The organism is Vreelandella rituensis (assembly GCF_003336665.1).
Classification (GTDB): domain Bacteria; phylum Pseudomonadota; class Gammaproteobacteria; order Pseudomonadales; family Halomonadaceae; genus Vreelandella; species Vreelandella rituensis.
In genome coordinates this window covers 22,317-42,932 of record NZ_QPIJ01000034.1, presented here as the reverse complement: position 1 = coordinate 42,932, position 20,616 = coordinate 22,317, and the positions used below count along the sequence as shown (strand labels likewise).

At 56.7% G+C, this 20,616-nt stretch carries 25 protein-coding genes and 2 pseudogenes; 12 read left to right on the top strand and 15 right to left on the bottom strand.

What is annotated here, in order from left to right; genetic code table 11:
* Window positions 1–13 precede the first annotated feature (13 nt).
* Window positions 14–808, top strand: coding sequence for a hypothetical protein (locus DU506_RS13680; protein WP_114487459.1), 795 nt, complete (start codon window positions 14–16; stop codon window positions 806–808).
* Window positions 809–1,109: 301 nt separating this feature from the next.
* Here the strand turns inward: DU506_RS13680 and DU506_RS13675 are convergent, their stop codons facing one another.
* The 5 genes and pseudogenes from DU506_RS13675 to DU506_RS13650 form a co-directional block, all read right to left on the bottom strand.
* Window positions 1,110–1,391: a helix-turn-helix domain-containing protein gene (locus DU506_RS13675; RefSeq protein ID WP_114487458.1), complete on the bottom strand. Its 282-nt coding sequence runs from the start codon at window positions 1,389–1,391 to the stop codon at window positions 1,110–1,112.
* Window positions 1,388–1,597, bottom strand: coding sequence for a type II toxin-antitoxin system RelE/ParE family toxin (locus DU506_RS22820; protein WP_422822335.1), 210 nt, complete (start codon window positions 1,595–1,597; stop codon window positions 1,388–1,390). Before DU506_RS22820 ends, DU506_RS13675 begins: the two co-directional genes overlap by 4 nt.
* Window positions 1,598–2,029: 432 nt before the next feature.
* A complete protein-coding gene (locus DU506_RS13665) occupies window positions 2,030–2,923 on the bottom strand; it encodes a dihydrodipicolinate synthase family protein (RefSeq protein WP_114487457.1) in 894 nt (297 codons plus the stop codon).
* A 550-nt stretch (window positions 2,924–3,473) separates the two neighbouring features.
* Window positions 3,474–3,908 (bottom strand): annotated as a pseudogene (locus DU506_RS13655) (MATE family efflux transporter); the annotation flags it as partial.
* A 114-nt stretch (window positions 3,909–4,022) separates the two neighbouring features.
* A complete protein-coding gene (locus DU506_RS13650; protein ID WP_235825624.1) occupies window positions 4,023–5,891 on the bottom strand; it encodes a putative bifunctional diguanylate cyclase/phosphodiesterase in 1,869 nt (622 codons plus the stop codon).
* Between the two features lie 265 nt (window positions 5,892–6,156).
* Here DU506_RS13650 and DU506_RS13645 point away from each other — a divergent pair, with 265 nt between their 5' ends.
* Window positions 6,157–6,951, top strand: a complete 795-nt coding sequence (locus tag DU506_RS13645; protein WP_114487456.1) for a 2OG-Fe dioxygenase family protein — start codon at window positions 6,157–6,159, stop codon at window positions 6,949–6,951.
* Window positions 6,952–7,245: 294 nt separating this feature from the next.
* On the opposite strand, the gene DU506_RS13640 is transcribed toward DU506_RS13645, so the two are convergent.
* A complete protein-coding gene (locus DU506_RS13640) occupies window positions 7,246–7,482 on the bottom strand; it encodes a hypothetical protein (protein ID WP_114487455.1) in 237 nt (78 codons plus the stop codon).
* Here DU506_RS13640 and DU506_RS22215 point away from each other — a divergent pair.
* The gene (locus DU506_RS22215; protein ID WP_235825622.1) at window positions 7,481–7,777 is read left to right on the top strand and encodes a group II intron maturase-specific domain-containing protein; all 297 of its coding nucleotides are present in this window, start codon (window positions 7,481–7,483) and stop codon (window positions 7,775–7,777) included. The two genes, DU506_RS13640 and DU506_RS22215, sit on opposite strands and share 2 nt — an antisense overlap.
* A complete protein-coding gene (locus DU506_RS13630) occupies window positions 7,767–8,264 on the top strand; it encodes a recombinase family protein (RefSeq protein WP_462965152.1) in 498 nt (165 codons plus the stop codon). The genes DU506_RS22215 and DU506_RS13630 overlap by 11 nt, the downstream gene beginning before the upstream one ends.
* Window positions 8,265–8,324: 60 nt before the next feature.
* Here the strand turns inward: DU506_RS13630 and DU506_RS13625 are convergent, their stop codons facing one another.
* The 3 genes from DU506_RS13625 to DU506_RS22520 form a co-directional block, all read right to left on the bottom strand.
* Window positions 8,325–9,581: a type II toxin-antitoxin system HipA family toxin gene (locus tag DU506_RS13625; protein ID WP_114487454.1), complete on the bottom strand. Its 1,257-nt coding sequence runs from the start codon at window positions 9,579–9,581 to the stop codon at window positions 8,325–8,327.
* A complete protein-coding gene (locus DU506_RS13620) occupies window positions 9,568–9,906 on the bottom strand; it encodes a helix-turn-helix domain-containing protein (RefSeq protein WP_114487453.1) in 339 nt (112 codons plus the stop codon). The genes DU506_RS13625 and DU506_RS13620 overlap by 14 nt, the downstream gene beginning before the upstream one ends.
* Window positions 9,907–10,332: 426 nt before the next feature.
* Window positions 10,333–10,461, bottom strand: a complete 129-nt coding sequence (locus DU506_RS22520; RefSeq protein ID WP_268877327.1) for a hypothetical protein — start codon at window positions 10,459–10,461, stop codon at window positions 10,333–10,335.
* Between the two features lie 306 nt (window positions 10,462–10,767).
* Here DU506_RS22520 and DU506_RS13610 point away from each other — a divergent pair, with 306 nt between their 5' ends.
* Window positions 10,768–10,995, top strand: coding sequence for an antitoxin Xre/MbcA/ParS toxin-binding domain-containing protein (locus tag DU506_RS13610; protein ID WP_114487452.1), 228 nt, complete (start codon window positions 10,768–10,770; stop codon window positions 10,993–10,995).
* 45 nt (window positions 10,996–11,040) lie between these two features.
* Here the strand turns inward: DU506_RS13610 and DU506_RS13605 are convergent, their stop codons facing one another.
* Genes DU506_RS13605 through DU506_RS21970 form a run of 4 tightly spaced genes read right to left on the bottom strand, consistent with a single transcriptional unit; the run spans window position 11,041 to window position 12,179 of the window.
* Window positions 11,041–11,232, bottom strand: a complete 192-nt coding sequence (locus DU506_RS13605; protein ID WP_114487451.1) for an MbcA/ParS/Xre antitoxin family protein — start codon at window positions 11,230–11,232, stop codon at window positions 11,041–11,043.
* Window positions 11,229–11,444, bottom strand: coding sequence for a hypothetical protein (locus tag DU506_RS13600; RefSeq protein WP_114487450.1), 216 nt, complete (start codon window positions 11,442–11,444; stop codon window positions 11,229–11,231). The genes DU506_RS13605 and DU506_RS13600 overlap by 4 nt, the downstream gene beginning before the upstream one ends.
* 7 nt (window positions 11,445–11,451) lie before the next feature.
* Window positions 11,452–11,643, bottom strand: coding sequence for an antitoxin Xre/MbcA/ParS toxin-binding domain-containing protein (locus DU506_RS13595; RefSeq protein WP_220254391.1), 192 nt, complete (start codon window positions 11,641–11,643; stop codon window positions 11,452–11,454).
* Window positions 11,644–11,669: 26 nt separating this feature from the next.
* Window positions 11,670–12,179: an antitoxin Xre/MbcA/ParS toxin-binding domain-containing protein gene (locus tag DU506_RS21970; RefSeq protein ID WP_220254389.1), complete on the bottom strand. Its 510-nt coding sequence runs from the start codon at window positions 12,177–12,179 to the stop codon at window positions 11,670–11,672.
* 103 nt (window positions 12,180–12,282) lie between these two features.
* On the opposite strand from DU506_RS21970, the gene DU506_RS13580 reads away from it, so the two are divergent.
* From DU506_RS13580 to DU506_RS13560, 5 genes are all read left to right on the top strand, one after another.
* The gene (locus DU506_RS13580; protein WP_147273755.1) at window positions 12,283–12,462 is read left to right on the top strand and encodes a hypothetical protein; all 180 of its coding nucleotides are present in this window, start codon (window positions 12,283–12,285) and stop codon (window positions 12,460–12,462) included.
* A gap of 112 nt (window positions 12,463–12,574) precedes the next feature.
* A complete protein-coding gene (locus DU506_RS22700; RefSeq protein WP_328587983.1) occupies window positions 12,575–12,919 on the top strand; it encodes a hypothetical protein in 345 nt (114 codons plus the stop codon).
* A 164-nt stretch (window positions 12,920–13,083) separates the two neighbouring features.
* Window positions 13,084–14,034 (top strand): metallophosphoesterase, encoded by a 951-nt coding sequence (locus DU506_RS13570; protein WP_114487447.1) that lies wholly within the window; start codon window positions 13,084–13,086, stop codon window positions 14,032–14,034.
* Window positions 14,035–14,046: 12 nt separating this feature from the next.
* Window positions 14,047–14,472, top strand: a complete 426-nt coding sequence (locus tag DU506_RS13565) for a secondary thiamine-phosphate synthase enzyme YjbQ (RefSeq protein ID WP_114487446.1) — start codon at window positions 14,047–14,049, stop codon at window positions 14,470–14,472.
* A gap of 140 nt (window positions 14,473–14,612) precedes the next feature.
* Window positions 14,613–15,836 carry a DUF4236 domain-containing protein gene (locus DU506_RS13560; protein ID WP_114487445.1) on the top strand — a complete coding sequence of 408 codons (1,224 nt, stop codon included), beginning with the start codon at window positions 14,613–14,615 and terminating at the stop codon, window positions 15,834–15,836.
* Window positions 15,837–15,916: 80 nt separating this feature from the next.
* Here the strand turns inward: DU506_RS13560 and DU506_RS13555 are convergent, their stop codons facing one another.
* Complete coding sequence (locus DU506_RS13555; RefSeq protein WP_114487444.1) at window positions 15,917–17,143, bottom strand: PcfJ domain-containing protein; 1,227 nt, start codon at window positions 17,141–17,143, stop codon at window positions 15,917–15,919.
* Between the two features lie 388 nt (window positions 17,144–17,531).
* Here DU506_RS13555 and DU506_RS13550 point away from each other — a divergent pair, with 388 nt between their 5' ends.
* Both DU506_RS13550 and DU506_RS13545 read left to right on the top strand, forming a co-directional pair.
* Window positions 17,532–17,900: a PH domain-containing protein gene (locus tag DU506_RS13550; RefSeq protein ID WP_114487443.1), complete on the top strand. Its 369-nt coding sequence runs from the start codon at window positions 17,532–17,534 to the stop codon at window positions 17,898–17,900.
* 38 nt (window positions 17,901–17,938) lie between these two features.
* Window positions 17,939–19,120, top strand: coding sequence for a hypothetical protein (locus DU506_RS13545; protein ID WP_114487442.1), 1,182 nt, complete (start codon window positions 17,939–17,941; stop codon window positions 19,118–19,120).
* Between the two features lie 469 nt (window positions 19,121–19,589).
* On the opposite strand, the pseudogene DU506_RS13540 reads toward DU506_RS13545, so the two are convergent.
* A pseudogene (locus tag DU506_RS13540) lies at window positions 19,590–20,443 on the bottom strand (IS5 family transposase).
* Window positions 20,444–20,616 lie beyond the last annotated feature (173 nt).

Here is a 20,616-nt window from a genome sequence, read left to right as displayed (position 1 = left end):
TAGGGAGTCCATGATGTACAACACTAATCTACCCACCCGTGCCGAGCTTCCCTCTAACAGGAAGCTGATCCGTTCCACCCTGCTGGCGGCCGTGGTGGCCGCCGTCCTGCTGGTAACCGTGGTGCTGCCGGCGGAGTACGCCATCGATCCCACCGGCGCGGGACGCCTGCTGGGCCTGACCGAGATGGGGGAAATCAAGCAGCAGTTGGCCGAAGAGGCCGAACTCGACCAAGCGGCGACACAGGCTGCCCCGGACGAGGCTTCGCCAGCCGTCACGGAGCAGGAGGCTCCGGCCTCAGCAAAGAGCCAGGCCATCGCCGACACCGCCCCTGAAACAACATCCGAGCAGCCGGCAATCGGCTCAAGCGGCGAGGCTGACCCGCTGGCCTCTTCCGCGCCGGCCCAGAATGAGCCACAACCCGAGGCCAGCCAAGCGGTAGCGGATGCTTTCTCCTCCCAGGAACAGACCTCGGAAGCGAACGAGGCGGTGACTGCGTGGCGTGATGAGGTGAGCTTTACCCTGACCCCGGGCGAAGGCACCGAGTACAAGCTGACCATGGAGGAAGGCTCCGTCGCGACGTTCGCCTGGTCGTCTGACGGGGGGGCGATCAACTTCGACACCCACGGTGACGGCAACGGCAACTCGATCAGCTACGAGAAGGGCCGCGGTGTGCCCGAAGATGAAGGTGAATTGGAAGCCGCCTTCACCGGCAACCATGGTTGGTTCTTTCGCAATCGCAATGACAACGACGTAACCGTGTTGTTGCGTGTGGGGGGAGACTATGGGGAGTTGAATAAAGCTCTCTAAAGCATTGGCCCCTAGCGCTCTCCGAAGCGCTGGGGGCTTTACTCTTACCAGCATCGTTACAGTGATGTGAAATCGTCTACGAAAGAATTAGATGAGATAGTGATTAGTGGGTTATTTGATTTAATAAAAATATTTAGGCGTATACGCGAAAGATCTGAAAGTCTTCTATTGGCCGTTACCGGCAGGCATATAAAACGGTCGTTTTCTTTACACAAAACCGCCCCTCCAAGAGGCCCTGGAGGGGCGGTTTTGTGTAAAGAAATTGCGTAAAGTTTTCTACGTACAGAAAAGGTAGGTTTTCTTACGCGGCATCTAGTACGCGCATTTCGACATGTAGCCCCGCTGCTACCACCATGTTCACCAGCGTATCGAGACCAAACAGGTGGATTTTGCCACGCATCAGATCGGACACCCTGGGTTGAGTGACGCCCAGCCGCTTAGCGGCTTCGCCCTGGGTCCAGCCCTGACGGTTAATGTGCTGTTCAAGGGCCATCATCAGACCGGAGCGAAGCTTCATGTTTTCCGCTTCGGCGGCAGTGTCCTCGATGGCGTCCCACACGCTGTCGAACGTCTCATTACTCATCGTTTCACCTCGCTTAGCAAAGCACGGTACCTGGCTTCGACCAGGTCGAGATCGGCCTTACTCGTCTTCTGAGTTTTCTTCTGGAAGCAATGCAGGACATAGACAGTCTCAGCGAGCTTGGCCACATAAATCACCCGAAACGCCCCGTTAGCGTCTCTGATACGAATTTCCCGCACGCCTTGACCAACGTAGCCATTGGCTTCCAGTCTTTCGGCTCTAGCCCCCGTTGCACCTTGTCGAGCTGGTATCCCACTTACTGTCGGACTGTCGGACTGTCGCCGGGAAAGCTCGGAGATCGGTGAGGGCGCTACCTCGGAAATTTAGGGGGTTGTGTTCTGACATGCCGCAATTATATAAAATTTTGTATGATTTGCAATGTAGAGATGCTCCTTCCCTTCTGTAGAAATGCTTGGGTGCGGCTCTGGCATCGGCTACAAGATGCGGCCATTCTGTAAAGAAAACCAAGATTTCTTTTACATCAGGGCTCACTAAACGTCCGCTCTTGGCCGTTACCGGCAGGCATATAAAACGGTCGTTTTCTTTACACAAAACCGCCCCTCCAAGAGGCCCTGGAGGGGCGGTTTTGTGTAAAGAAATTGCGTAAAGTTTTCTACGTACAGGAAAGGTGCATATTCTGATCAGGATGGCGTCAGCTCATCCAGCACCGTAGCAAGCATACGTCGGTCCTCGTCCTCCAGCGCTTTGAGAGGTAATGGAAGACAGGGGGCATCGACGAGCCTCAGAAGCTCCGCAGCACTGGCTACCACGCGCAGGCTGCCTCCATGCTTGCTGAACAGTTCCCACAATGGCCGTAGCTGATCAGAGAGACGCTGAGCTTGGATTCCTTCTCCGGCCTGAGCGGCACGCGTGATAGCTAGGGCGGTCGCTGGAAACAATCCTCCAATCACCGAATACCAGGCGTCGCATCCGGCATTCAGTCCCGTTGCTGCCATGGCGTCACCGCTAACGCCGACAGTCACATGCGGCGGTATAACAGCCTTCAGGCGTTTGACACGCTCCTTTGCAGCGACGGGGGTCTCTGGAACACCTGGAATCTTGATAGAGGCAACCTTCGGTAGTGCAGCAATGCGCCCATGGAGATCATCGGTAAAAGTGAAATGGGTGGTCCCAGGGTTGTCGTAGACGCACAGTGGTACAGAAAGATGGGCAGAAACAGTTTCGTAGAGCCCGTAGACCTCATCTTCGGAGAGCGCCTGGTACGACATGGGTGCCAGCAAGACGCCGTGTGCCCCTGCTGCCTGAGCATCCTCGGCCAGAGTCAATATGTCCCTCGTGCGCAGCGCGCTGATGCCGATGATTACCGGTACAGTCCCGGCGTGATCCACAGCTAGCTGTGCAGCACGTGCACGCTCTGCACGCGAAAGATAGGCGTAATTCCCGGTCGATCCGAGGACACCGATAGAGTCGACCCCTGCGATTACCAGCCGCTCAACCAGGCGAATGAATGCGACCTCATCGATGCCATCTTGCTTGACTGGGGTTAGTGGGAAAGCACTGAGTCCTGTGAACATTATGGGGTCCCTGTTTTTTTTGGAAAGCTATCAGCATGAGCTGAATCCCGATGGGAGGGAAAGAAGGGCAGGATACGTTGCGCCCCTTATGCTTTCGGCTCTCACGTTTTGCCAGCGGCCCGTAGCTCCACCGTGGCCTCTGCGGAGTAACTTTCCACCCGACCTTGGCATGACTATCAGTTTGAAGCACCCTGTAAAGAAAACGAAGGTTTCTTTTACATCAGGGCTCACGAACGTCCGCTCTTGGCCGGATAACGACGGTCTATGCTAGGCCGTCGTTTTTCCACATCAAACTTCCGTCTGCTCTGCCATTTCCAAAGCATCGTCTACCTCTATCCCAAGATATCTGACGGTGCTCTCCAGCTTCGTGTGACCCAAGAGCAGTTGCACCGCTCTCAAGTTTTTCGTCCGATATGGCGTCGTTCTTCCACTTCAGCTGAGCGCTGTTCAATGCCCACCTGGTGCAGGATCTTGCCCAGTCCAGCATATTTGGCCAACTGACGCTGATAGCGCCGCTGGCGTGGTGTTTTTTCTCGGCATCAGTTTAAGGCTTGCCCGGCAGCCAAGTGTCTCCATGGGCTCGGAAGAGGCTGTAGCCAAAATAGAGGACGGCACCCAGCCAGGCCGCCAACAGTTGGGGTGCCCAATAGATACGGATCAGCTCACGGGTGTCGGCGTCGGCGCCAAGCCTTGTGAAGACCGGTGACTGAATCGCCCAGAGCATCAGCACCAGACAGGCGATGGCCAGGGTCCCGACCATCAAGACAAGACTCCCTAGCCGGCGAGCCCTTGAGGTCTCGCCGGCGCCGAGGGCACGGGAAATCAGCGCGGCGATGGCGATGCCTAAACCGACCTGGATACCGATAATTAGGAAGGACAGCGGAAAGGTGAATGACTGGGCGGCCATGGGTGCCGTTCCTAGGCGTGCGATAAAGGCACTGTCGACCAACTGAAAGCCCAGGAGGGACAGCACACCGATGGCCATGGGCAAGGTTTGGCGCAACAGGGTCAGTCCCAGCGATCGAGGGGCATCGGGGTCGTTCACAAGGTCTCCAGGGTATGGCAACCCCGGGGATAGTACGTCAAATCACTACGAGGCTCAGCTCGACAGCCCTTCGTGACTAGGCACGAAACCGCCCAGCAGGCGGTCGATTTCCTTGGCAGGCATCGGACGGTAGAAGAAGAACCCTTGGACGAGGTCGCAATGCATTTCGCGAAGCAATGACAACTGTTCGGCGTTCTCGACGCCCTCGGCCACCACCTCCAATCCCAACCGATGACCGATGAAGATGGCACCCTCCATGATGGCCCTATCCTTCGGCTGTGTGGGGGCGTCGTGGATGAAGGAGCGATCGATCTTCAGGGCGGTGACTGGAAAGTGCTTGAGATAGCTCAGGGAGGAATAACCGGTCCCGAAGTCGTCGATAGCAATGCGAATACCGCGATGATAGAGGCGCCGCAGATCCTCGAGGACGGTCTCGTCGGCTTCGATCAGGACATTCTCGGTCAATTCGATGCCGATATCCCGCGGACCTAAGCCGTGACGCTGCAGTGAGTCCTCGAAGCTCTTTAGGGCATCGGGACGCACCAGTTGACGACCCGAGACATTGATGTCGATGCGGTGCTCATGAAATCCCTTGGCACGCCATTCCACCTGCTGGCGGCAAGCCTCTTCGATGACCCAGTCGCCCAGACGATGGATCACACCGGAACGCTCGGCCAGAGGGATAAACTCGGCAGGCGAGATCGGCGGGCCCTCGGCAGGCTCCCAGCGTATCAAGGCCTCGAGATTCTCTATTCGCCCACTGGCCGCCGAGACCTGGGGCTGGTAGTGGAGGGAGAATTCACCGTTATCCAGTGCTTGCTCGAGTCGCGCCGAGAGATAGTGCTGGCGAACCAGCTCATCATGGAGCTTCTGTTGGAAGAAACGTACAGCACCCCGACCATCCAGTTTGGCACGATTCTTGGCAACATCGGCATTACGAATCAATTCGCGTGACGATTCACCATTCTCGGGAAAGAACGCCACACCCAGGCAGGCCGTGACCTGACGCTCCCGACCATCCAGGACGAAAGGTTCCCGAAAGACATTCTGGACATGACGAACGGCCCGTCTGACATCGGGGTCCAACTGGACGCCGGGAAAGGCCAGCACGAATTCATCGCTAGAGACACGGGACACCAGGTCAGTGACTCGCTGGCACTCTCTCAGTCGCCGAGTCAGCTCAATGAGCAGGCGATCGCCCTGATCATAGCCAAGGGCATCATTGATCTCGACGAAGTGATCGATGTCCAGGTAGATGGTTGCCAGGCCATTGCCCTGGCGTCGACAGGAATCCAACAGACTGTCTAGGTCGACCTCGAAGGTCTGGCGATTAGGGAGATGGGTGAGCCTGTCGAAACGGGTGGCGAATTCCAGGTCACGGTGGGCGCGCTTTTGGTCGGAAAGATCGACATCCACGCAGAACATCAAGGGTGAGTCGGTATGCTCATTGAGCATCAGATGCTGCGAAAAGACCGATACCAGTTCACCGGTTTTGTGCTTGAGCTCGAGTTCATCGGCGGGTATTTCGACCCCTTCTTTGATCCAGGCACCATGCGCCTGGATCACCCCGTCACGCATGAAGGCAGGAATGATCAGATCTTCCAGTAACTGTCCCTGGGCTTCCTCAGCGGTATAGCCATAGAGACGAGTGCTACACTCATTCCAGTAAATCACTCGTCGATCGCGATCATACCCCTGAACCGCCACCTTCGGCAGACTCTCCAGCAGGGCGCGGAATCGCTGCTCACTCTCCAGATACTGGCGGCGTACTAACTCGACTTCTTCCCTGCCGACATCATGCGAATCGATGCCATCAGTTGAAGGTGTCTTTGACACCTTCAACACGAGCGCACCGGAAAACTCCCTGCGGTTCTCCTTCAGGCGTTCCGGATCTCTGTGATGTCGGGAATCGCTGGCAGTCATGGGATCCACTTAAGAAAAAACACTGTCAAGAGCCATCATAATGGCAACAATATGCACTTTGTTGTGATTATCCTATACCTATTTGTAGGAGATAGCCTATACATATACGTCATCAACGGTCTGATCCTGTTTTCAAAAAAACCACTCTTTTTTAGTACATTTCTTTGACATATCCTTGCAAACCTTTTCATTTTCCTCCTGTTGACCGCGGTGTTTACACCGGCAACACCGGGCAATTCCGCCCAGTTAACAGGAGAATACCAACATGAAACTCGATACCCTCAAGCACGGTTTCGACCTCACCTCCATGCCTGCCGATTCACTCGCCGATTATTGGAATCCGGGAGTGACTGAGGCGCTGAGGCATCAGGATTGGGCGAAAACCGATATTCGGGAGCGAATCGATCTGACCGCCTGGCAGGAGTTTACCGCTGACCTGCCGCGCGATCCCTATGTTAACCAGCGATGGAAGCGGATGTCATGGCTCGCCCTGAATGATCAGGGAGATGTCGAGGATATGGGCCAATGCCCCATGGCCCAGGGGGGGGGCTTCAACGACGCGGAAAGCATGGCGGATCGCCTGCGGTACTATGATCCGCTGACTCGGGAATTCATGGTACGCCCCGATGTGAAGGCCTTCGTTCGCGCCTGGGCAAGGCTGTGGAGTATCGGTGCGCACGAACCCATTTTGATGCAGATCACCGGGGTTCGCGGAGAAGGCAACATCGACCCCCTTCAGGGACAGGGAATTCATGCCGATGGCTGCAAGGCCCTAAGCATTCTGGTCATCAATCGGGAAAACGTGGCGGGCGCCGAAAACCACCTCTACGCAGACAAGGCTGGCACGCAACCCTTGGTCGATATCACCCTGAATCCGGGTGATATCCTTCATCTGAGCGATGACCGGCTATTCCACAGTGTCGACGGGATCGAACAGCTCGACAGCGAGGCACCCTTCGAGCGGTTCATCATCATCATCAACAGCCGCTTCGTGGACGACTTCCAGAACCGGATGTTGCGTCGCCACTTCCTGGAAGCGGTCCTCAATGAGAGCTACTGACACTCTCGGTAAATTGAGAACCTAGCAACACCAACGCCCCCGGAACTCCGGGGGCGTTGGTGTTGTGCGCCAGGGATGACGCGCAGCGCCTGACTGGCGCTGTTCCCGAGGGTGGTGCTGTGGGTGAAAGTCCCCTGCACGCCCGGCAAGGGAAAGTGCTAGCCGACGGCAAGGGTGTCTCCTGCGAGGGGGAGTCTGAAGGAAGCCCGAGGCAAAACGCTGGCTCGACGGGGGCGCCTAGCCGAACAGAAAGCGGATACGAGGCGTCATGGCGGGGTGAGATGGCAACTATCATCAAAGCCCGCTACTTGCACGGAACGCCATGACGTATATCCGACAGGCATAAGCGGGAAGGTCGCACACCTTACCCTGGGAGGTCTGGTGGTCTGCCACCGTGCTACCGGCGTCGAGAGGCGACGGGATGGGCCACCAGACGTCAGCGAAGGCCATAGTAAGTGCCGGTTCACCGCGGCACCAAGGGCCGAACATGAAGAGCCGCGAGTAGGCGATGACGTCTCGAGGATCGATCATGAAGACAGACCTTGGCGCTAATACCGTCACTCACCCAGAGGGGCAGGGGCAGTACCCTGAGTCCCGGCCGGTGAGCGTCGAGACGATCCCGGCGTCGTCATCGAGGACGAAAGCCGAGCCTGCCCCGCTCATGGAGGCTGTCGTAGAGAAAGCCAACATGGCGCGGGCTTACCGAAGAGAACTGGTTCCGGTCCTGCGTGGCTGGGCCAGCTACTTCAGCCTCGTGGATGTGAAACGTCCCTTGGAAGCACTGGACGGCTGGGTCCGACCACCGCAGCGAGCGAATCTTCGATGACACCGTCTCCGGGGCCAAGGCGGAACGACCGGGCCTGACGGCCGCCCTGGAGTTCCTACGCGACGGGGATGTGCTGGTCGTGTGGCGACTGGATCGGCTGGGACGCTCGCTGCCGCATCTGATCGAGGTAGTCAGCACCTTGGAGGCGCGTGGTGTCGGATTCCGGTCGCTGACCGAGAACATCGATACCACCACGCCGGGTGGGCGGCTGATCTTCCACGTGTTCGGCGCCCTGGGGCAGTTCGAGCGCGACCTGATCCGTGATCGCACCAAGGCGGGGCTGGCCGCTGCTGCGGCTCGTGGGCGTAAAGGGGGCCGTAAGCCCGTCGTCACCGACGACAAGCTGAAGCGGGCAAGGGAGCACCTGGCGAATGGGCTGAATGTCCGCGAGGCCGCCGCGCGCATCAAGGTCAGCAAGACAGCGCTCTACGCCGCCCTGAAGGCCAGCCAGTTTGATGCCTCAGACCACAGTGCAACCGACTCCTGACACGCCGTGCGGTCACCTTTAGACACCGGCGCTCGTGCTCTGGTCGGGGAGAAGGTCAGCTCATGCCTCGGTATAGCCTTCCAACGCAAACGGGTTCAGAAACTGCCTGCCCCACAGGAAGTTGCGGTCGACCGGGCTCAAGTCGGCCTCATCGCAGACAGCGCCCCAGTGCTCATGGATGGTCGCCCTCTGGTGATTGATGATGTCACGGGCCTGAGTCTGGCTCAGGCCAAGCCGCTCCGCGGCTGCCAGGCAGTGGACCAGTTGACTGCGGCGCTCCTGGCCATGTAGCAGCATGGCCTGGGTGGTTTCGCCACCGGTACGTGACTGCGGGCAGATGTCGTAGGCCGGCGTCAGTCGATAGCTCCCGCCATCCCAGAAGGCCGCATGGTTACGTGCATGATCGTCGGTGTTGCCGCAGAGCACGTTGAAGACGATGCGGCCGAACAGCTCGTGCAGCGTTTTCCCTGGCTGGTCGAACTCGGCTCGGACCCGATGGGCGAGATCCTCATAGCTGGCATAGCGGGCCATCATCTCGTCCAGACTGAGCAGCGTGAGGGCCGAGAGCACAATGTGCCTACCCCAGCCGTCAGGGGTCTTCACTCTGTCGAAGCGTTCCACCAGCAGGACATCCTTGCCCAGTGAGCGGGCCATCTCGACGGGCGCAACATCGAGACCTGCCTGCCTAGCCAGCCGCATGGCGACGAACTCTGCCTTCACCACGCTGTAGTGGTCAGTGCTGGAAGAAAACTTGGCCACCAGCTTGCGATCCCTATCGTCCAGTAGGGCCTTGGGTCGGGCGCCACCGATACTGCTGCCGTGCTGAATGGCCTGGTTCAGGACCGGAGGCAGCGGTTCTCCTGCCTCCACATACGTGGAGGCTTCCTGCAGCTCATCCAGGGAGGCAGCCTGGCTCTCGCGTGGCCGGTAATCGGTGGCAGATTCTTGGAAGTCCAGCGCACCGATCCTGTCCGAGCCAGTTTCGAGCAGGTAGACCAGCTCGTTGAAGTCGACACCATCAGCCGCATCGCCTTTCTTCCCTGTCAGACGGTTGATGGTGACGCGACGCCCCCAGGCATCCGGGGAGGCGTCACGCAGGCAGGAGGGTAGGGCACTGTCGGCCTGCTCCTGGGTTCCGGGCCGAAGGGGAAGCTCCCCCGGGAAGAGGCTGATCGCATCAGGTCGCTCAAGGTAGCGACGACCATAGATGAAGCGATAGCGATCTTGGTCATCGCGGTCGACGCGACCAGCGACCACGGGGGATGTCTGTTCGGGAAGCCAGATCCAGACGTAGGCGCGTCGACTAGAAGTCATCATCGATGGGCTCTTGGGGCTGACGGCGGACTCGCTTGGGGAGCAGTGTCAGCCGCTCCCGCTGGGTCGCCTGTTCGCGTTTCAGTGTGTCCGGGTTATCGGTGAACAGCGACACGCCGACCAGTGCCGCGGCTTCGAAGTATGTTCCGATGGCGACTCGGGGGGAACCCTTGGCGACCTGGCGGATCGTGACCACGCCGACACCAACCCGCTCGGCGAACTCGTCGCGGGTCCACCCCTTACGTCGCCTTCCCTCTTCGATCAGTCCGGCGAACAGGCGCAGGGAGAGGGAGGCCTTAGGGCTGAGGGTGACGTGTCGCGTTTTCATACCGACAATATAGCATCGGCAATGTGCTTTATCGATATAATAATGTCGTTTTCTTTACGTTCGCCGCCCTGGTAAGCAGGGCGGCATTTTTCCCCTGTTTCGTGTAAAGAAACTGCGTATAATTTTCTAACTTTATAAAAGGGGCGTTTTCTTTTCACGCGGCGAACCACCAAGGCTTCCTTAGTAGTTGCCGCCTCATGGTCTGGAGCGAGGAGGGCTAAGCGGTGACAGAATCTCCATGGAGATTCTGGGCAACCCCCAGGGCCACCGACAGAGCAGGGTGGCTGGCTCACGGCTCGGCAAAATATCCATAGATATTCCGGGATGGGAAGGGAGGCGACGCACAGGGATACTGGACAAAGCGTAGGAGACCTGGCGAGGGTTAAGGTCAAGCGGGAGAAGGGCTACAGCATTACCCGGCCTTCATCACCGATGATCGTCGGGCGCTCCATGTTCACGCGCAGCCACGCACGTCTCACGTAGTGTGCCAATGTCGCCGCAGGCGATGACTTCCAGTGCTGACCGGCCATCGAAGCCTTCGTTGTAATTAGCCATACTCATGAAGCCATACAGATTGTCGGGGTTGTCAAAAACTACCCGAAGTGCGGCATGGATGTCCAGCACGTAGCTGATGCGAGTGAGCTGATCATCATCCAGACTGACCCGCCATTCCGGATCATGGCGCTTCGCTTGAATATAAGTGCCGGGTGAGACGTTCAGTATCGCTGTACACTGTTAAGTGGTGGCGCCCCACTTCCCCAGGATCGTCACGGCTGTCTTTAGCCCCGTGGTGGCCTTGCCTTGGTTCGGCATAGTCGCTCCTCTATCTGTCCATATGCTGCGCAAGCGCTGGAGGCTGTAATGAAGGTCCATCGCAACATACCACTGGAGCCCGCACGGGAGGATAGCGCAATCGTAGTTTGGCGGGCAGCAATCGATCTGTTCGGGGGTGATCGAAGCGCCGCCGACCGCTGGCTGCATCATGAGGCAATGGGGCTTGGGTGGAAGCGCCCCATCGATGTCATGCAAGACGATCCTCAGCAGGTGCTGGATCTGATAGGCCGTATCGATCATGGGGTTTACACATGATCTCGAAGCACTAAGAAATCCTTAGGGGTTGCCAAGCATCGGCTCTCATGACGCGAAGCCATGGCGTAGCTGTTCCAACAACTCCACGGCAGCAGCGTAGCCCTGCGTCATTGTGCTGGCCTCCAGCGCACTGATACCCCCTAGTACCCGGCGCGGCTTGCTCAACCATCTGGCGGCCTTTTCCTGGCTACCAAATACCTCCTCGGTAAGCCGGATGATCTGTCGTTGCGCAATCAAGGTGCCTTGCCTCCTGCACCGTTGCCGTACTTTTCCCTAAGCCGCTCGATGAGCGTCTTTTCTTCCTTGCTCAGCCAGTTTTGATACACATAGCGCCAATTCCGCTCATAGATTTCCCAGGCCACTCGTTCCTCGATTGGTTCATCCGTGAGGATGGACCAGCATATCAGGCGTAACTCCGGGTAGTTCTCGGGAATAATGCGGTCGCCCATAGTGCCCTCAGCCAAGAAAGCCAGCTTCAAGCGAACGGAGATAGCGAAGAAGAGCCTCTTTGCGCCCCGACTCGACCAGTTGCTCTGGCGTCTTGTGATCAAAGAGAGGCAGCGGATCGCGATACCATGCCAATGCTTTCTGTCGGTCGCCGCTGATCTGTTCGGCGGTGCGCAGCACCTCGAAATCGATGACGCTCATGACATTCTCCATTGCGTAGCATCGCATCATGCTGGCCCGCCCCACTCCAGCGCATATAGCACGCGTCGTACTTGCTTCGTACCTGCTTCTGTTTCACAAAGCAGTATCGGGACTTGGCCGCCTAGCGCTTCATTTGGGCGCGAGAGCCAAGCGACAGCGGCGTCCTTGTTCTCTAGCACCTCTGCAGCCAACATGTTGACGGAAGCGACTCTATCAAGTTGCTCGCTTTGGTGATCCTGTAGGGCAATCCGGTCGAAGTTATCCGGTACGTTGAACTGCCCCGACAAAAAGCCCAGGCGTTGCTTTTTACACGACTCTTGGTCTTCAGCACCCACGATCTCTGGATGCTTTTGAAGATATTTGGCATTGGCCTTTGGCAACTCAAGAAAGGGCGCCCAAGATGAGCGAACAGGGCGCAGAGTTATCACGTCTCCATTCCGAGAGATTTCCAATTCCGTCACGCCTTCATAGGCCATGTCAGCGGGCAAGTAAACGATCTGCCTCTTACTGTTTTCGTAAAGGGGGACGGTTCGCATCTGATGAGCCTCCAGGGTATGTATGCCACCCAGTTTTTATCAGGTTATCCAACCCTGCCATCATGTAAAGGAAACGAAGGTTTTTTACGGCGAGGATACCAAGGTGACGCAAGAAAACGGGCAGCAGAAACCTGATGTCGGGGGAGGTTTCACCGAGAGTGCACTGGAGCGGTTGAAGGGCTCTGTTCGTGAGTACGTCAGGCCGTTTGAGCCAGTGGGTGTAGAAGACTGGGAAGCGCTGTATTTTGAAGATGGCAGCGCCACGCCGAGAGGTGATGCATAATCATCGGCTATGCATGGGTCAATACCCATAGCTTCAGCGCGATGCCCTCGAGTAGACAGGTTGTGCGCAGATTTTCGAATAACGGGCTAACAGCACAAGGGAGCGCCCCAAGCTGCAGGCGTGCCTACGGACGCTGCGTTCGAGTGATACCTTGGTGTTGTGGAAGCTCGACCGCCTTGATCGCCGATCGTTCGCTCAAAGACCTAGTTGTGCTCATCCACGAATTCGCGTCCAAGATGTAAAAATGAAGTGGGGTAATATCATGGTTCAACCATCAAAAAAAACCGCCAAAACGTTACAGCTACCTTTTTCCGAGTCAGCGCTGCTGGACGGCCTCACACCACACAGCGCACATGCTGAAGAGGTGGCAGTACCCTTTCTTACCGAGCTAGCCCCCGGTGAATCCTGTCGATCAACAACGATCTCTGTTCGATCGAAAGAGGCCGAAAAGACGTAATTCGTCGATTATGTCTTTTCTTACGGTTCCCCAACACGTAGCAAGCATGTCTTACAATAGCTTTAAGCGAGACATGTGACGTCTCTGTGCTCGTTAGCTTATGCCATCATATTTCTTATGAAAACTATATGGTTAGCGGATTTTGGCTATAAAAGGGAACGTCTATGTACGATTTGATCGGCGATATTCACGGCCACGCCGATGCACTTGAGCATCTGTTAAAAACACTTGATTACCGCTGCCAAGAGGGTGTCTGGTCGCACCCCGAGCGCCAGGTCATTTTTCTCGGGGACTTTGTCGATCGTGGGCCGAGGCAGGTGGATACGGTATGCATCGCACGCAAGATGGTTGAGGCTGGCAGTGCATTGGCGGTGATGGGCAATCATGAATTTAATGCGGTTGCCTGGGCAACCCCTGACCCTGACCAGCCCGGTGAACACTTGCGCGCTCACACGCAGAAAAACCGAGATCAGCACCAGGCCTACCTGAAGCAGGTGGGGGAAGGCAGTGCATTGCACCAGGAGCATATCGCCTGGTTCCGACAACTGCCGCTTTTCCTTGAGTTCGACGGGTTTCGTGTCGTGCATGCTTGCTGGCATCCCGCTTCCATGGCGGCCTTGCAGCCTTACCTGGATGACCAAAACTGCATTCTAGCGTCCGCTTGGCCAGCCCTGACTCGTTCGCAAGGGGCAGGGTTCGAGGCGCTGGAGACCTTGTTGAAAGGCCTGGAAATAGCGCTGCCCGCCGGGTACGACTTTCTCGACAAGGACGGCCACCCACGCCAGCGTATTCGCACCCGTTGGTGGGAGATGGAAGGCCTGACGTACCGGGATCTGGCGATGGTGCCAGCGGAAGCCATTGAGACAATTCCGCATACACCCATACCGGATGATGTGCTGCCGGGGTACGATAGTGATAAGCCGTTGTTTGTCGGCCACTATTGGTTGACCGGCACGCCGGCACCACTCAATCAGCAGATTGCCTGCCTGGATTACAGCATTGCGGCAGAGCGTCTCTCAGGCCATGAAGCACCCAAGCTCTGCGCCTATCGCTGGCAAGGAGAAACAGTGCTTACCTCAGAGCACATGGTCTGGGTGGATGCGCCTTTTGCCTAAAGAGAGAATAGAATGTGGCACCAGCAAACGATCACCCTGCGTGCACGATCACGCGGTTTTCATCTTGTCACTGACGAGATTGAGCAGGCGTTGCCCGATATGCGCTCTGTGCAGGTAGGGCTCTTGCATCTGTTGTTGCAGCATACGTCTGCCAGCCTGACGTTGAATGAGAACACCGATCCTGATGTGAGAGTGGATTTTGAAACCTTTTTTCATCGGCTGGCGCCGGAGAACGCGCAGGGCTATCGCCATACTTTAGAAGGCCCGGATGACTTGCCTGCCCATTTTAAAAGCAGCCTGCTGGGGGTCAGCTTGATGCTTCCTGTGCGTCACGGGCGACTAGCGCTGGGTACGTGGCAGGGCATCTACCTCGGGGAACACCGGCATCAGGGCGGGCCGCGCCGGATCATTGCGACGCTGCAAGGAGAAGCGGGTTAAGCGGGGCACCCTGGGATATTTTGCACTTAGGATAACGCCTCGATGGCGCGGGCCTTGCGAAGCTAGAAAAGCGACCGGATGCCTTCACTCGGATACCGCTCGATTCCTGAACACCTCACCCACTTGAATAAAGAGGTTACATGGCGTTTCGCTTTCAGCGTCGAATCACTCTCGCCCCCGGCATTCGCTTAAATCTGAGTAAGCGCGGTGTCGGCTTTTCCGTTGGGCCGCGTGGTGCAAGTGTCAGCATCGGCCCCAGCGGTGCGCATGCACATGCAGGGATTCCCGGTAGCGGGCTTGCCTATCGCACCAAGTTAAGCGCAAAGCGGGGTCGCTCCGACTCACGAGGTTCGACGGCCAGTCTTGCTACCTCAGCGCTTGCGGAGCGTATAGGGCAGGGCGAGACACTGGCACTCACACTTAAGGTAAATAGTGACGGCGAGCTTCGTTATCTATTTGAGAGCGGCACACCGCTCACCGATAGCGAAGTGCGGTTAATCCACCGTCATGCTGCAGAGAGCATACGCGAGCGGCTGGAAGTGCTGTGCGAGCAGCAAAATGCTGACTTGGTGCACCTGGGCCAACTGCATCGAGAAACGCCTTGCCCCGAAACGCGCGGCTACACGCCAAGATCGTTTCCCGAAGCGCCCCCAGCATCGCCGAAACCAACGCCCGTGCTCTGGTGGCATCGACTGTGGCCACCGGCCAAGCATCGTGTCGAGCAGAAGAACAGCCGGTGTCAGGCTGCCTTTGAAGAGGCCTATCGACAATGGGAGCGGCGCAGTGCCGAATTTGATGCCGCTGAGTTTGCTCGCCAACAGCGAGAGGAAGAGGGCGTGTTTGAAGACATGGCCGCCATGGAGCAGACCTTGCGGGAGCGCCTGGAGGAGATCGACTGGCCGCGGGAAACGGCGATTGATTTTGATTTGGGGTCGGATGAGCGAACCATCGCCGTGGACATCGACCTGCCGGAAGAAGACGAGATGCCTGATCGTGAGTGGACGATGCCCGTTAGGCAGCTCAAGCTAACGCCTAAAGCATTGAGCGCAACCCGCCAGCGCAAGCTTTATCGGGATCACGTTCACGGTATCGCCTTTCGGGTACTGGGGGCCGTGTTTGCCCGACTGCCTAACGTGCAGGAGGCCCGCGTGTCTGGCTATCGTCGTGTTATCGATCCGGCCACCGGCAGTCGCCGTGACCAATACCTTTACAGCATCAAAGCGACGCGTGACCAGTGGTGTCGCATTCACTTCGACAACCTGGATCACGTCGATCCGGTGGCCGCGGTGGACGCCTTTACCTTGCGTCGCGACATGACCAAAACGGGTATCTTCCGTGATATCGAGCCGTTCAAACTGGTTTGAAGCGCTTCCCGCCAATGCTGAACTGACGTCTTGGGAATCAAGCGCCTCTGCATCCGCCTATTGATCATGACAAGCTGACGTTAGCTCGACGCGGACGCTTGGGTTGTCTCTAACCATGCTTGGATGTTCTGTTGTGCCTCGGCTGAAGGCATGGTGTTGCGGGCACCCCTGGTCTGACTGAGTACCCAGCGTTTGCCTTGCGGCGCAATGGCAATGGTGACCGCTTGAGGGTCATGCATGTGGTAGAGCGCCAAGTGCCCCAGGGCAACGGCGCGATCATAGCTGCCGACGCAGTGCACCATGCGTTGCCCTTCACCGAGCAGCGATTGCCAGGAGGTAATCGGCGTGATGGCGTCGTTGCCAGGCAGCGGTGGCGCGGGGTAATCGCCGTGGCAGTGCTGCAGATTAATCGCACTTTTCCGACCGTTATCGCCTCTCATTCGAGCATTGAAACGTTGCACCAGCCGGTCATGTAGGGCCTGGAGTCCAGCGAGCGAGCGTACGCGATAGAGGGCTTGCGGGTGCATGGGCAGCATGCGTGAGGTATCGGTCAGCATGCGCTGCAACCAGGCGCTCGCTCCCGGGCGCGGGCGATGCCCTTCTACGATGCCATCGATCAGCACGAGCAAACCGGGCCAGCGCCCGCCCTCGTAGCGGGCCAGAAAAACCAGGTGGGTCAGGTTCAGTGAGGGATGATGGCGCAGCAGCGCCACATCGTCGGCACGGTGCAAGGTGCGCATGAGTTCCAGCAGATCGCGTCGAATCATCGGCCAAAGCTGACAACGGCGAAGCAGCTTGGCATAGGACTTTGCCTCGGGGAGCCCGGCGGCCGCGCACTGGACGGCCTGTCGCTCGCCCAACAATTGCGCAAGCATCGCGGGCGTCCACGCCGCTTGGATGCCACGGTCCACCAGCAGAATCAATAGCAATGGCGCCGACACGGCGAGCTCCCGTGCGGCTTCGAGTTGGCCACACACCTGTGCCAGTTCCATACCGAGAAAAGGTGCGACACGAATGACCGAGCGTACGCTTTCCGGCATGCCAGTCATTAGTTGCTCGCTGTGGGTGGTTGATAGCATCTCCCAGCCAATGCCCAGCGGGGCCAGAAATGTCCCGTTTGCCACGGGCTCACCATCTACCCGGCTCTCCCAGGAGAACGGTGCCGCTGACTGCCACGGTGACAGGTGCAGGGTTAACTGATACCCAACGGCTGCTTGAAAATCGAACACGACATGAGTGCCCGGATCGTTTACGGGCGCACCTGGGCACGATGTGGGCGAGGGAAGAGCAAGTGCCTTCATGGGCATGGCAAGTTCCTTTTGGCGTTATATCAGGTGTATAGCATTACCAACATGACGGTAAAGCGCATGAGTCGTTGTCTGCTCAAGCTTCCAGGTGAATCAAGCCGACATCCCGGACCCTCACCCACGCTGACGGCGAGTGCGAAGGGTATGCGGGCGATTGAGGCGCAATAATGGCCATGTGCTTTTCAGTTAAAGAAATAGTTTGGCATAGGGGTGCGACATTCAACGTCGCATTGTAGGAGTAGGCTCTTGCTAGACCGTATGCCGTTAGAATGTAAAGAAACCAACGACGTCATGCCAATCAAGGTGAAACAGTGGCTGTATGCTTAATTCAAGGGCAAGCTAATGAAGGTCTTGGTCACATGATAATTGAATCGGAAAGGAGTGCGGCATGATCGATTTCGACAACAAGGGCATTTTCAAGCTCAAGCAAGATAGCGAGTATGCCGAGAAGGTAACGGCGTTGCTGCTGGACGACGAGGAAGTGATCGACGCCTATAAGTCGATGCGCGACGGCGTGGTGTTCACCAACAAGCGGATCATCGCCGTTAATGTCCAGGGATTGACCGGTAGCAAGCGCGATTTCACCTCGCTGCCGTATAAAAACATTGTTGCCTATTCCATCGAAACCTCGGGCACCTTCGATATTGATGCGGAGCTGGAAGTCTACTTCTCTTCGTTGGGACGGGTGCGTTTCGAGTTCACCGGTGGCACCGAGATTACCGAGATATCGCGTCATATCGCAGCCTATGCCCTCTGACGAAGTGCATTAACGATTCAATGGAAGGAGCGAGCACATTGCGTATTTTTCATGGTCATTGGCGGTTTCCCTTGCTGTGTACACTGTTTTTGTCATTCCAGGTGCAAGCGCAGGAAACGGCAGAAGAGGTCGACCTCGGTGTTGACCAGGCTGAAGCCTTCGATCTGCTGGGAGAAGCCGTTGAGTATTTTGACGAACTGAAGACGTTGCCTGAAAGCCACTGGCTCAAACGCGACCAGGAAAGCGCCGAGGGCGATATCAATGCCCTGATCGAAGATGCCATTGAAGTACTGGATGTGCCCGGGCTGGCCGAGCTGCGGGAGCGCTACCGTGCAGTAGAAGACAATATTCAACAGGAGAAACGTGCCATTGCCGAGCTGCGGGAGAGGCGCATTCTCGCCCCTGACATGGAGGCGGGGGTGTTGACCCAATACACGCCCACCGAAACGCTTAAAAGCTTTACGGCTGAAACCCGTGGCGATTTTGACCTCTTGATTGAAGTCCACGAAGCGAATCTCGCCGCCTTCCAGTACGAGCTTGAACAGATGCGCCAGACGATGTCCGCTGCCCTCGCCAAGCTGGATGTCGATATGCCACCCGATCAGCTGGAGCTGTGGCTAAGCTCCGCTATCGGGGAAGATGTCGTCTCGATGGGCGTCGTATTCGATAGCATTCGCCGGCTAACGCTGCGCCTGGAGGCGCTCACCCAGGAAAGCGGTGAAAATCTGGATTTTGCCAAACGGTACTACGGCATGCTGGTGATTCTGCACAAGTTGGTGGTGCATATGCAGGAGGGTTTCATCACCAAGGTAAATGAGGAGGTGTTACCAAAGCTGCAGGGGTTTCGTGACGAGGCGGACGCCCTGATCGCGGAATCGCGGCGCCTGATTGGTGAGGGCAACAATCGGGCCGCGTTGCAACAGAATATCGATGCCAACGAACTGACCAAGCGCGCGATTGTACTGTACGAGCGCATCGTCGAAAGCCAACGGCACAAAGTGAATCAAGCGCTGGAGGTGAGCCGCAGAGAGGAGGCAGTGGCGGCGAACACCTACCGTACCGTCGCGTTGAGCGCCAGCGTCACCACGCTGATACGCGATGGTATCAATACCTTCGAGACGCTCTCCAACTTGCAGGTTCCCGACGCCGCCGAGTTCCAGAATGCCGAGATCCGCGAGGAGTTCCGCAAATTGACCGCGCGCCTGGAAGCCAGCGACTGATGGGTGATAGTCACAGGGCTTAACCTCAGACAAGGTAAGCGACTTCCAACGCTATGCCTCGAAATTGGGTCGATAAGAGTTAACGAATCTGTGACCCAATGCTCAGGCGCACTGGATATTGCCGGGGAGCTACACCTATTACTTGAATCCAGAACTCAAAACTCAAAACATAAGCCTTAAGTTGTAAGACATTTCTTACGCTGTGTAAGTAATTCGCCCGGAAGGGCGTTTTTTTTTGTAATTTATTAATTAATTAGGTCTACTGAAGTATTAGTTGATTGTATAGAAAAAAAACCAAAAAAGAAAACATGAGAATACTTGTCGCAGGGAAGCGATGTGATCCCCGAGCGGTAGCGTGTCTGTTAGGCAGGGCTCCTATTGCTGAGCAAAAGACTTCGAGCATTTTTCCTAATTGGTTCTCGTCGTCGCGAAAAGGATTGGACTTGAGCCGCTCTGCATCGGCTGCATATTACAAGCTAGTGTTTTGGTCCTGAAGAGGTGCTAGCAAGCACAGGTCGATGCATACCATTGTTTTAAAGCTACTTACCAGCTTTTCATAGCGTGTGGCGATGCGGCGTAATTCTTTAAGCCAGCCAAAGCAGCGTTCTATCGCATTCCGTTGCCGATATTTGTGCTTATCGAACCGCCTGGGTAGGCCCCGGCCGGATTCTTCGGTGCATGTTGCGCTGAGCAATCACGGGTTTCATGCCGTGCCTGTCGCAATAATGACGCAACTCATCGCTGTCATATCCTTTATCAGCCACCATATAGCGACTACGTTTGCGAGGACGCCCAACGCTACCAGGTAGATGGATTTTCACTAATGTAGAAGCGAAGTGCCGAGAAACGGCCTCTTGACCAGGAGACAGCGTGAACGCCAGCGGCCGGCCATGGCGATCACAAACCAAATGAATTTTGGTTGTTAAACCCCCGCGACTACGGCCAAGTGCATGATCTAGCGATTCTTTCGAGCCCCTTTTTACCGCCTCCAGCAGCAGCGCGTGTGGCTCGCACGGAAGTGGCATCAATCATCCACGTGTACAGGTCCATAAGCCCATCTTCACGTAACTTGAGCTGCAAGCGAGAAAGTACCGCTTCAAAGGTGCCGTCATCACGCCACTTGCGGAACCGGTCATACACCGTCGACCAAGGCCCATATCGCTCGGGTAAATCTCGCCATTTGTCGCCAGAGCACAACACCCAGAAGATACCATTGAGCATTTTTTGGTCATCCCGCCTGGGTCTGCCCATGGTTTGAGGGGGTGACATGATATCTTCAATCTGTGCCCAGCCGTCATCAGAAATCACGTAACGTCCGACCATTGCTTTCCTCTATGCTGCTGTTGCATAAGGGAAATTATCAGATAAGGCTTTTCGTACAAAACACCTAGTACTAATTGGAAATCTGTCACGTCCAGCCATGACAGTTCCTCCAAAACTGACGGAGAGAAAGCTAGCAGGTTTAGCTCCATACAAAATTTATGTCGCAATGCAGC

What these genes read in the sequence shown, in the direction of transcription:
- DU506_RS13680 (WP_114487459.1), top strand. Translation starts at nt 14, where the DNA reads ATGTACAACACTAATCTACCCACCCGTGCCGAGCTTCCCTCTAACAGG.
- DU506_RS13675 (WP_114487458.1), bottom strand. Translation starts at nt 1,391, where the DNA reads ATGAGTAATGAGACGTTCGACAGCGTGTGGGACGCCATCGAGGACACT.
- DU506_RS13665 (WP_114487457.1), bottom strand. Translation starts at nt 2,923, where the DNA reads ATGTTCACAGGACTCAGTGCTTTCCCACTAACCCCAGTCAAGCAAGAT.
- DU506_RS13650 (WP_235825624.1), bottom strand. Translation starts at nt 5,891, where the DNA reads ATGACTGCCAGCGATTCCCGACATCACAGAGATCCGGAACGCCTGAAG.
- DU506_RS13645 (WP_114487456.1), top strand. Translation starts at nt 6,157, where the DNA reads ATGAAACTCGATACCCTCAAGCACGGTTTCGACCTCACCTCCATGCCT.
- DU506_RS22215 (WP_235825622.1), top strand. Translation starts at nt 7,481, where the DNA reads ATGAAGACAGACCTTGGCGCTAATACCGTCACTCACCCAGAGGGGCAG.
- DU506_RS13640 (WP_114487455.1), bottom strand. Translation starts at nt 7,482, where the DNA reads ATGATCGATCCTCGAGACGTCATCGCCTACTCGCGGCTCTTCATGTTC.
- DU506_RS13625 (WP_114487454.1), bottom strand. Translation starts at nt 9,581, where the DNA reads ATGATGACTTCTAGTCGACGCGCCTACGTCTGGATCTGGCTTCCCGAA.
- DU506_RS13620 (WP_114487453.1), bottom strand. Translation starts at nt 9,906, where the DNA reads ATGAAAACGCGACACGTCACCCTCAGCCCTAAGGCCTCCCTCTCCCTG.
- DU506_RS22520 (WP_268877327.1), bottom strand. Translation starts at nt 10,461, where the DNA reads ATGGCTAATTACAACGAAGGCTTCGATGGCCGGTCAGCACTGGAAGTC.
- DU506_RS13610 (WP_114487452.1), top strand. Translation starts at nt 10,768, where the DNA reads ATGAAGGTCCATCGCAACATACCACTGGAGCCCGCACGGGAGGATAGC.
- DU506_RS13600 (WP_114487450.1), bottom strand. Translation starts at nt 11,444, where the DNA reads ATGGGCGACCGCATTATTCCCGAGAACTACCCGGAGTTACGCCTGATA.
- DU506_RS13595 (WP_220254391.1), bottom strand. Translation starts at nt 11,643, where the DNA reads ATGAGCGTCATCGATTTCGAGGTGCTGCGCACCGCCGAACAGATCAGC.
- DU506_RS21970 (WP_220254389.1), bottom strand. Translation starts at nt 12,179, where the DNA reads ATGCGAACCGTCCCCCTTTACGAAAACAGTAAGAGGCAGATCGTTTAC.
- DU506_RS13570 (WP_114487447.1), top strand. Translation starts at nt 13,084, where the DNA reads ATGTACGATTTGATCGGCGATATTCACGGCCACGCCGATGCACTTGAG.
- DU506_RS13565 (WP_114487446.1), top strand. Translation starts at nt 14,047, where the DNA reads ATGTGGCACCAGCAAACGATCACCCTGCGTGCACGATCACGCGGTTTT.
- DU506_RS13560 (WP_114487445.1), top strand. Translation starts at nt 14,613, where the DNA reads ATGGCGTTTCGCTTTCAGCGTCGAATCACTCTCGCCCCCGGCATTCGC.
- DU506_RS13555 (WP_114487444.1), bottom strand. Translation starts at nt 17,143, where the DNA reads ATGCCCATGAAGGCACTTGCTCTTCCCTCGCCCACATCGTGCCCAGGT.
- DU506_RS13550 (WP_114487443.1), top strand. Translation starts at nt 17,532, where the DNA reads ATGATCGATTTCGACAACAAGGGCATTTTCAAGCTCAAGCAAGATAGC.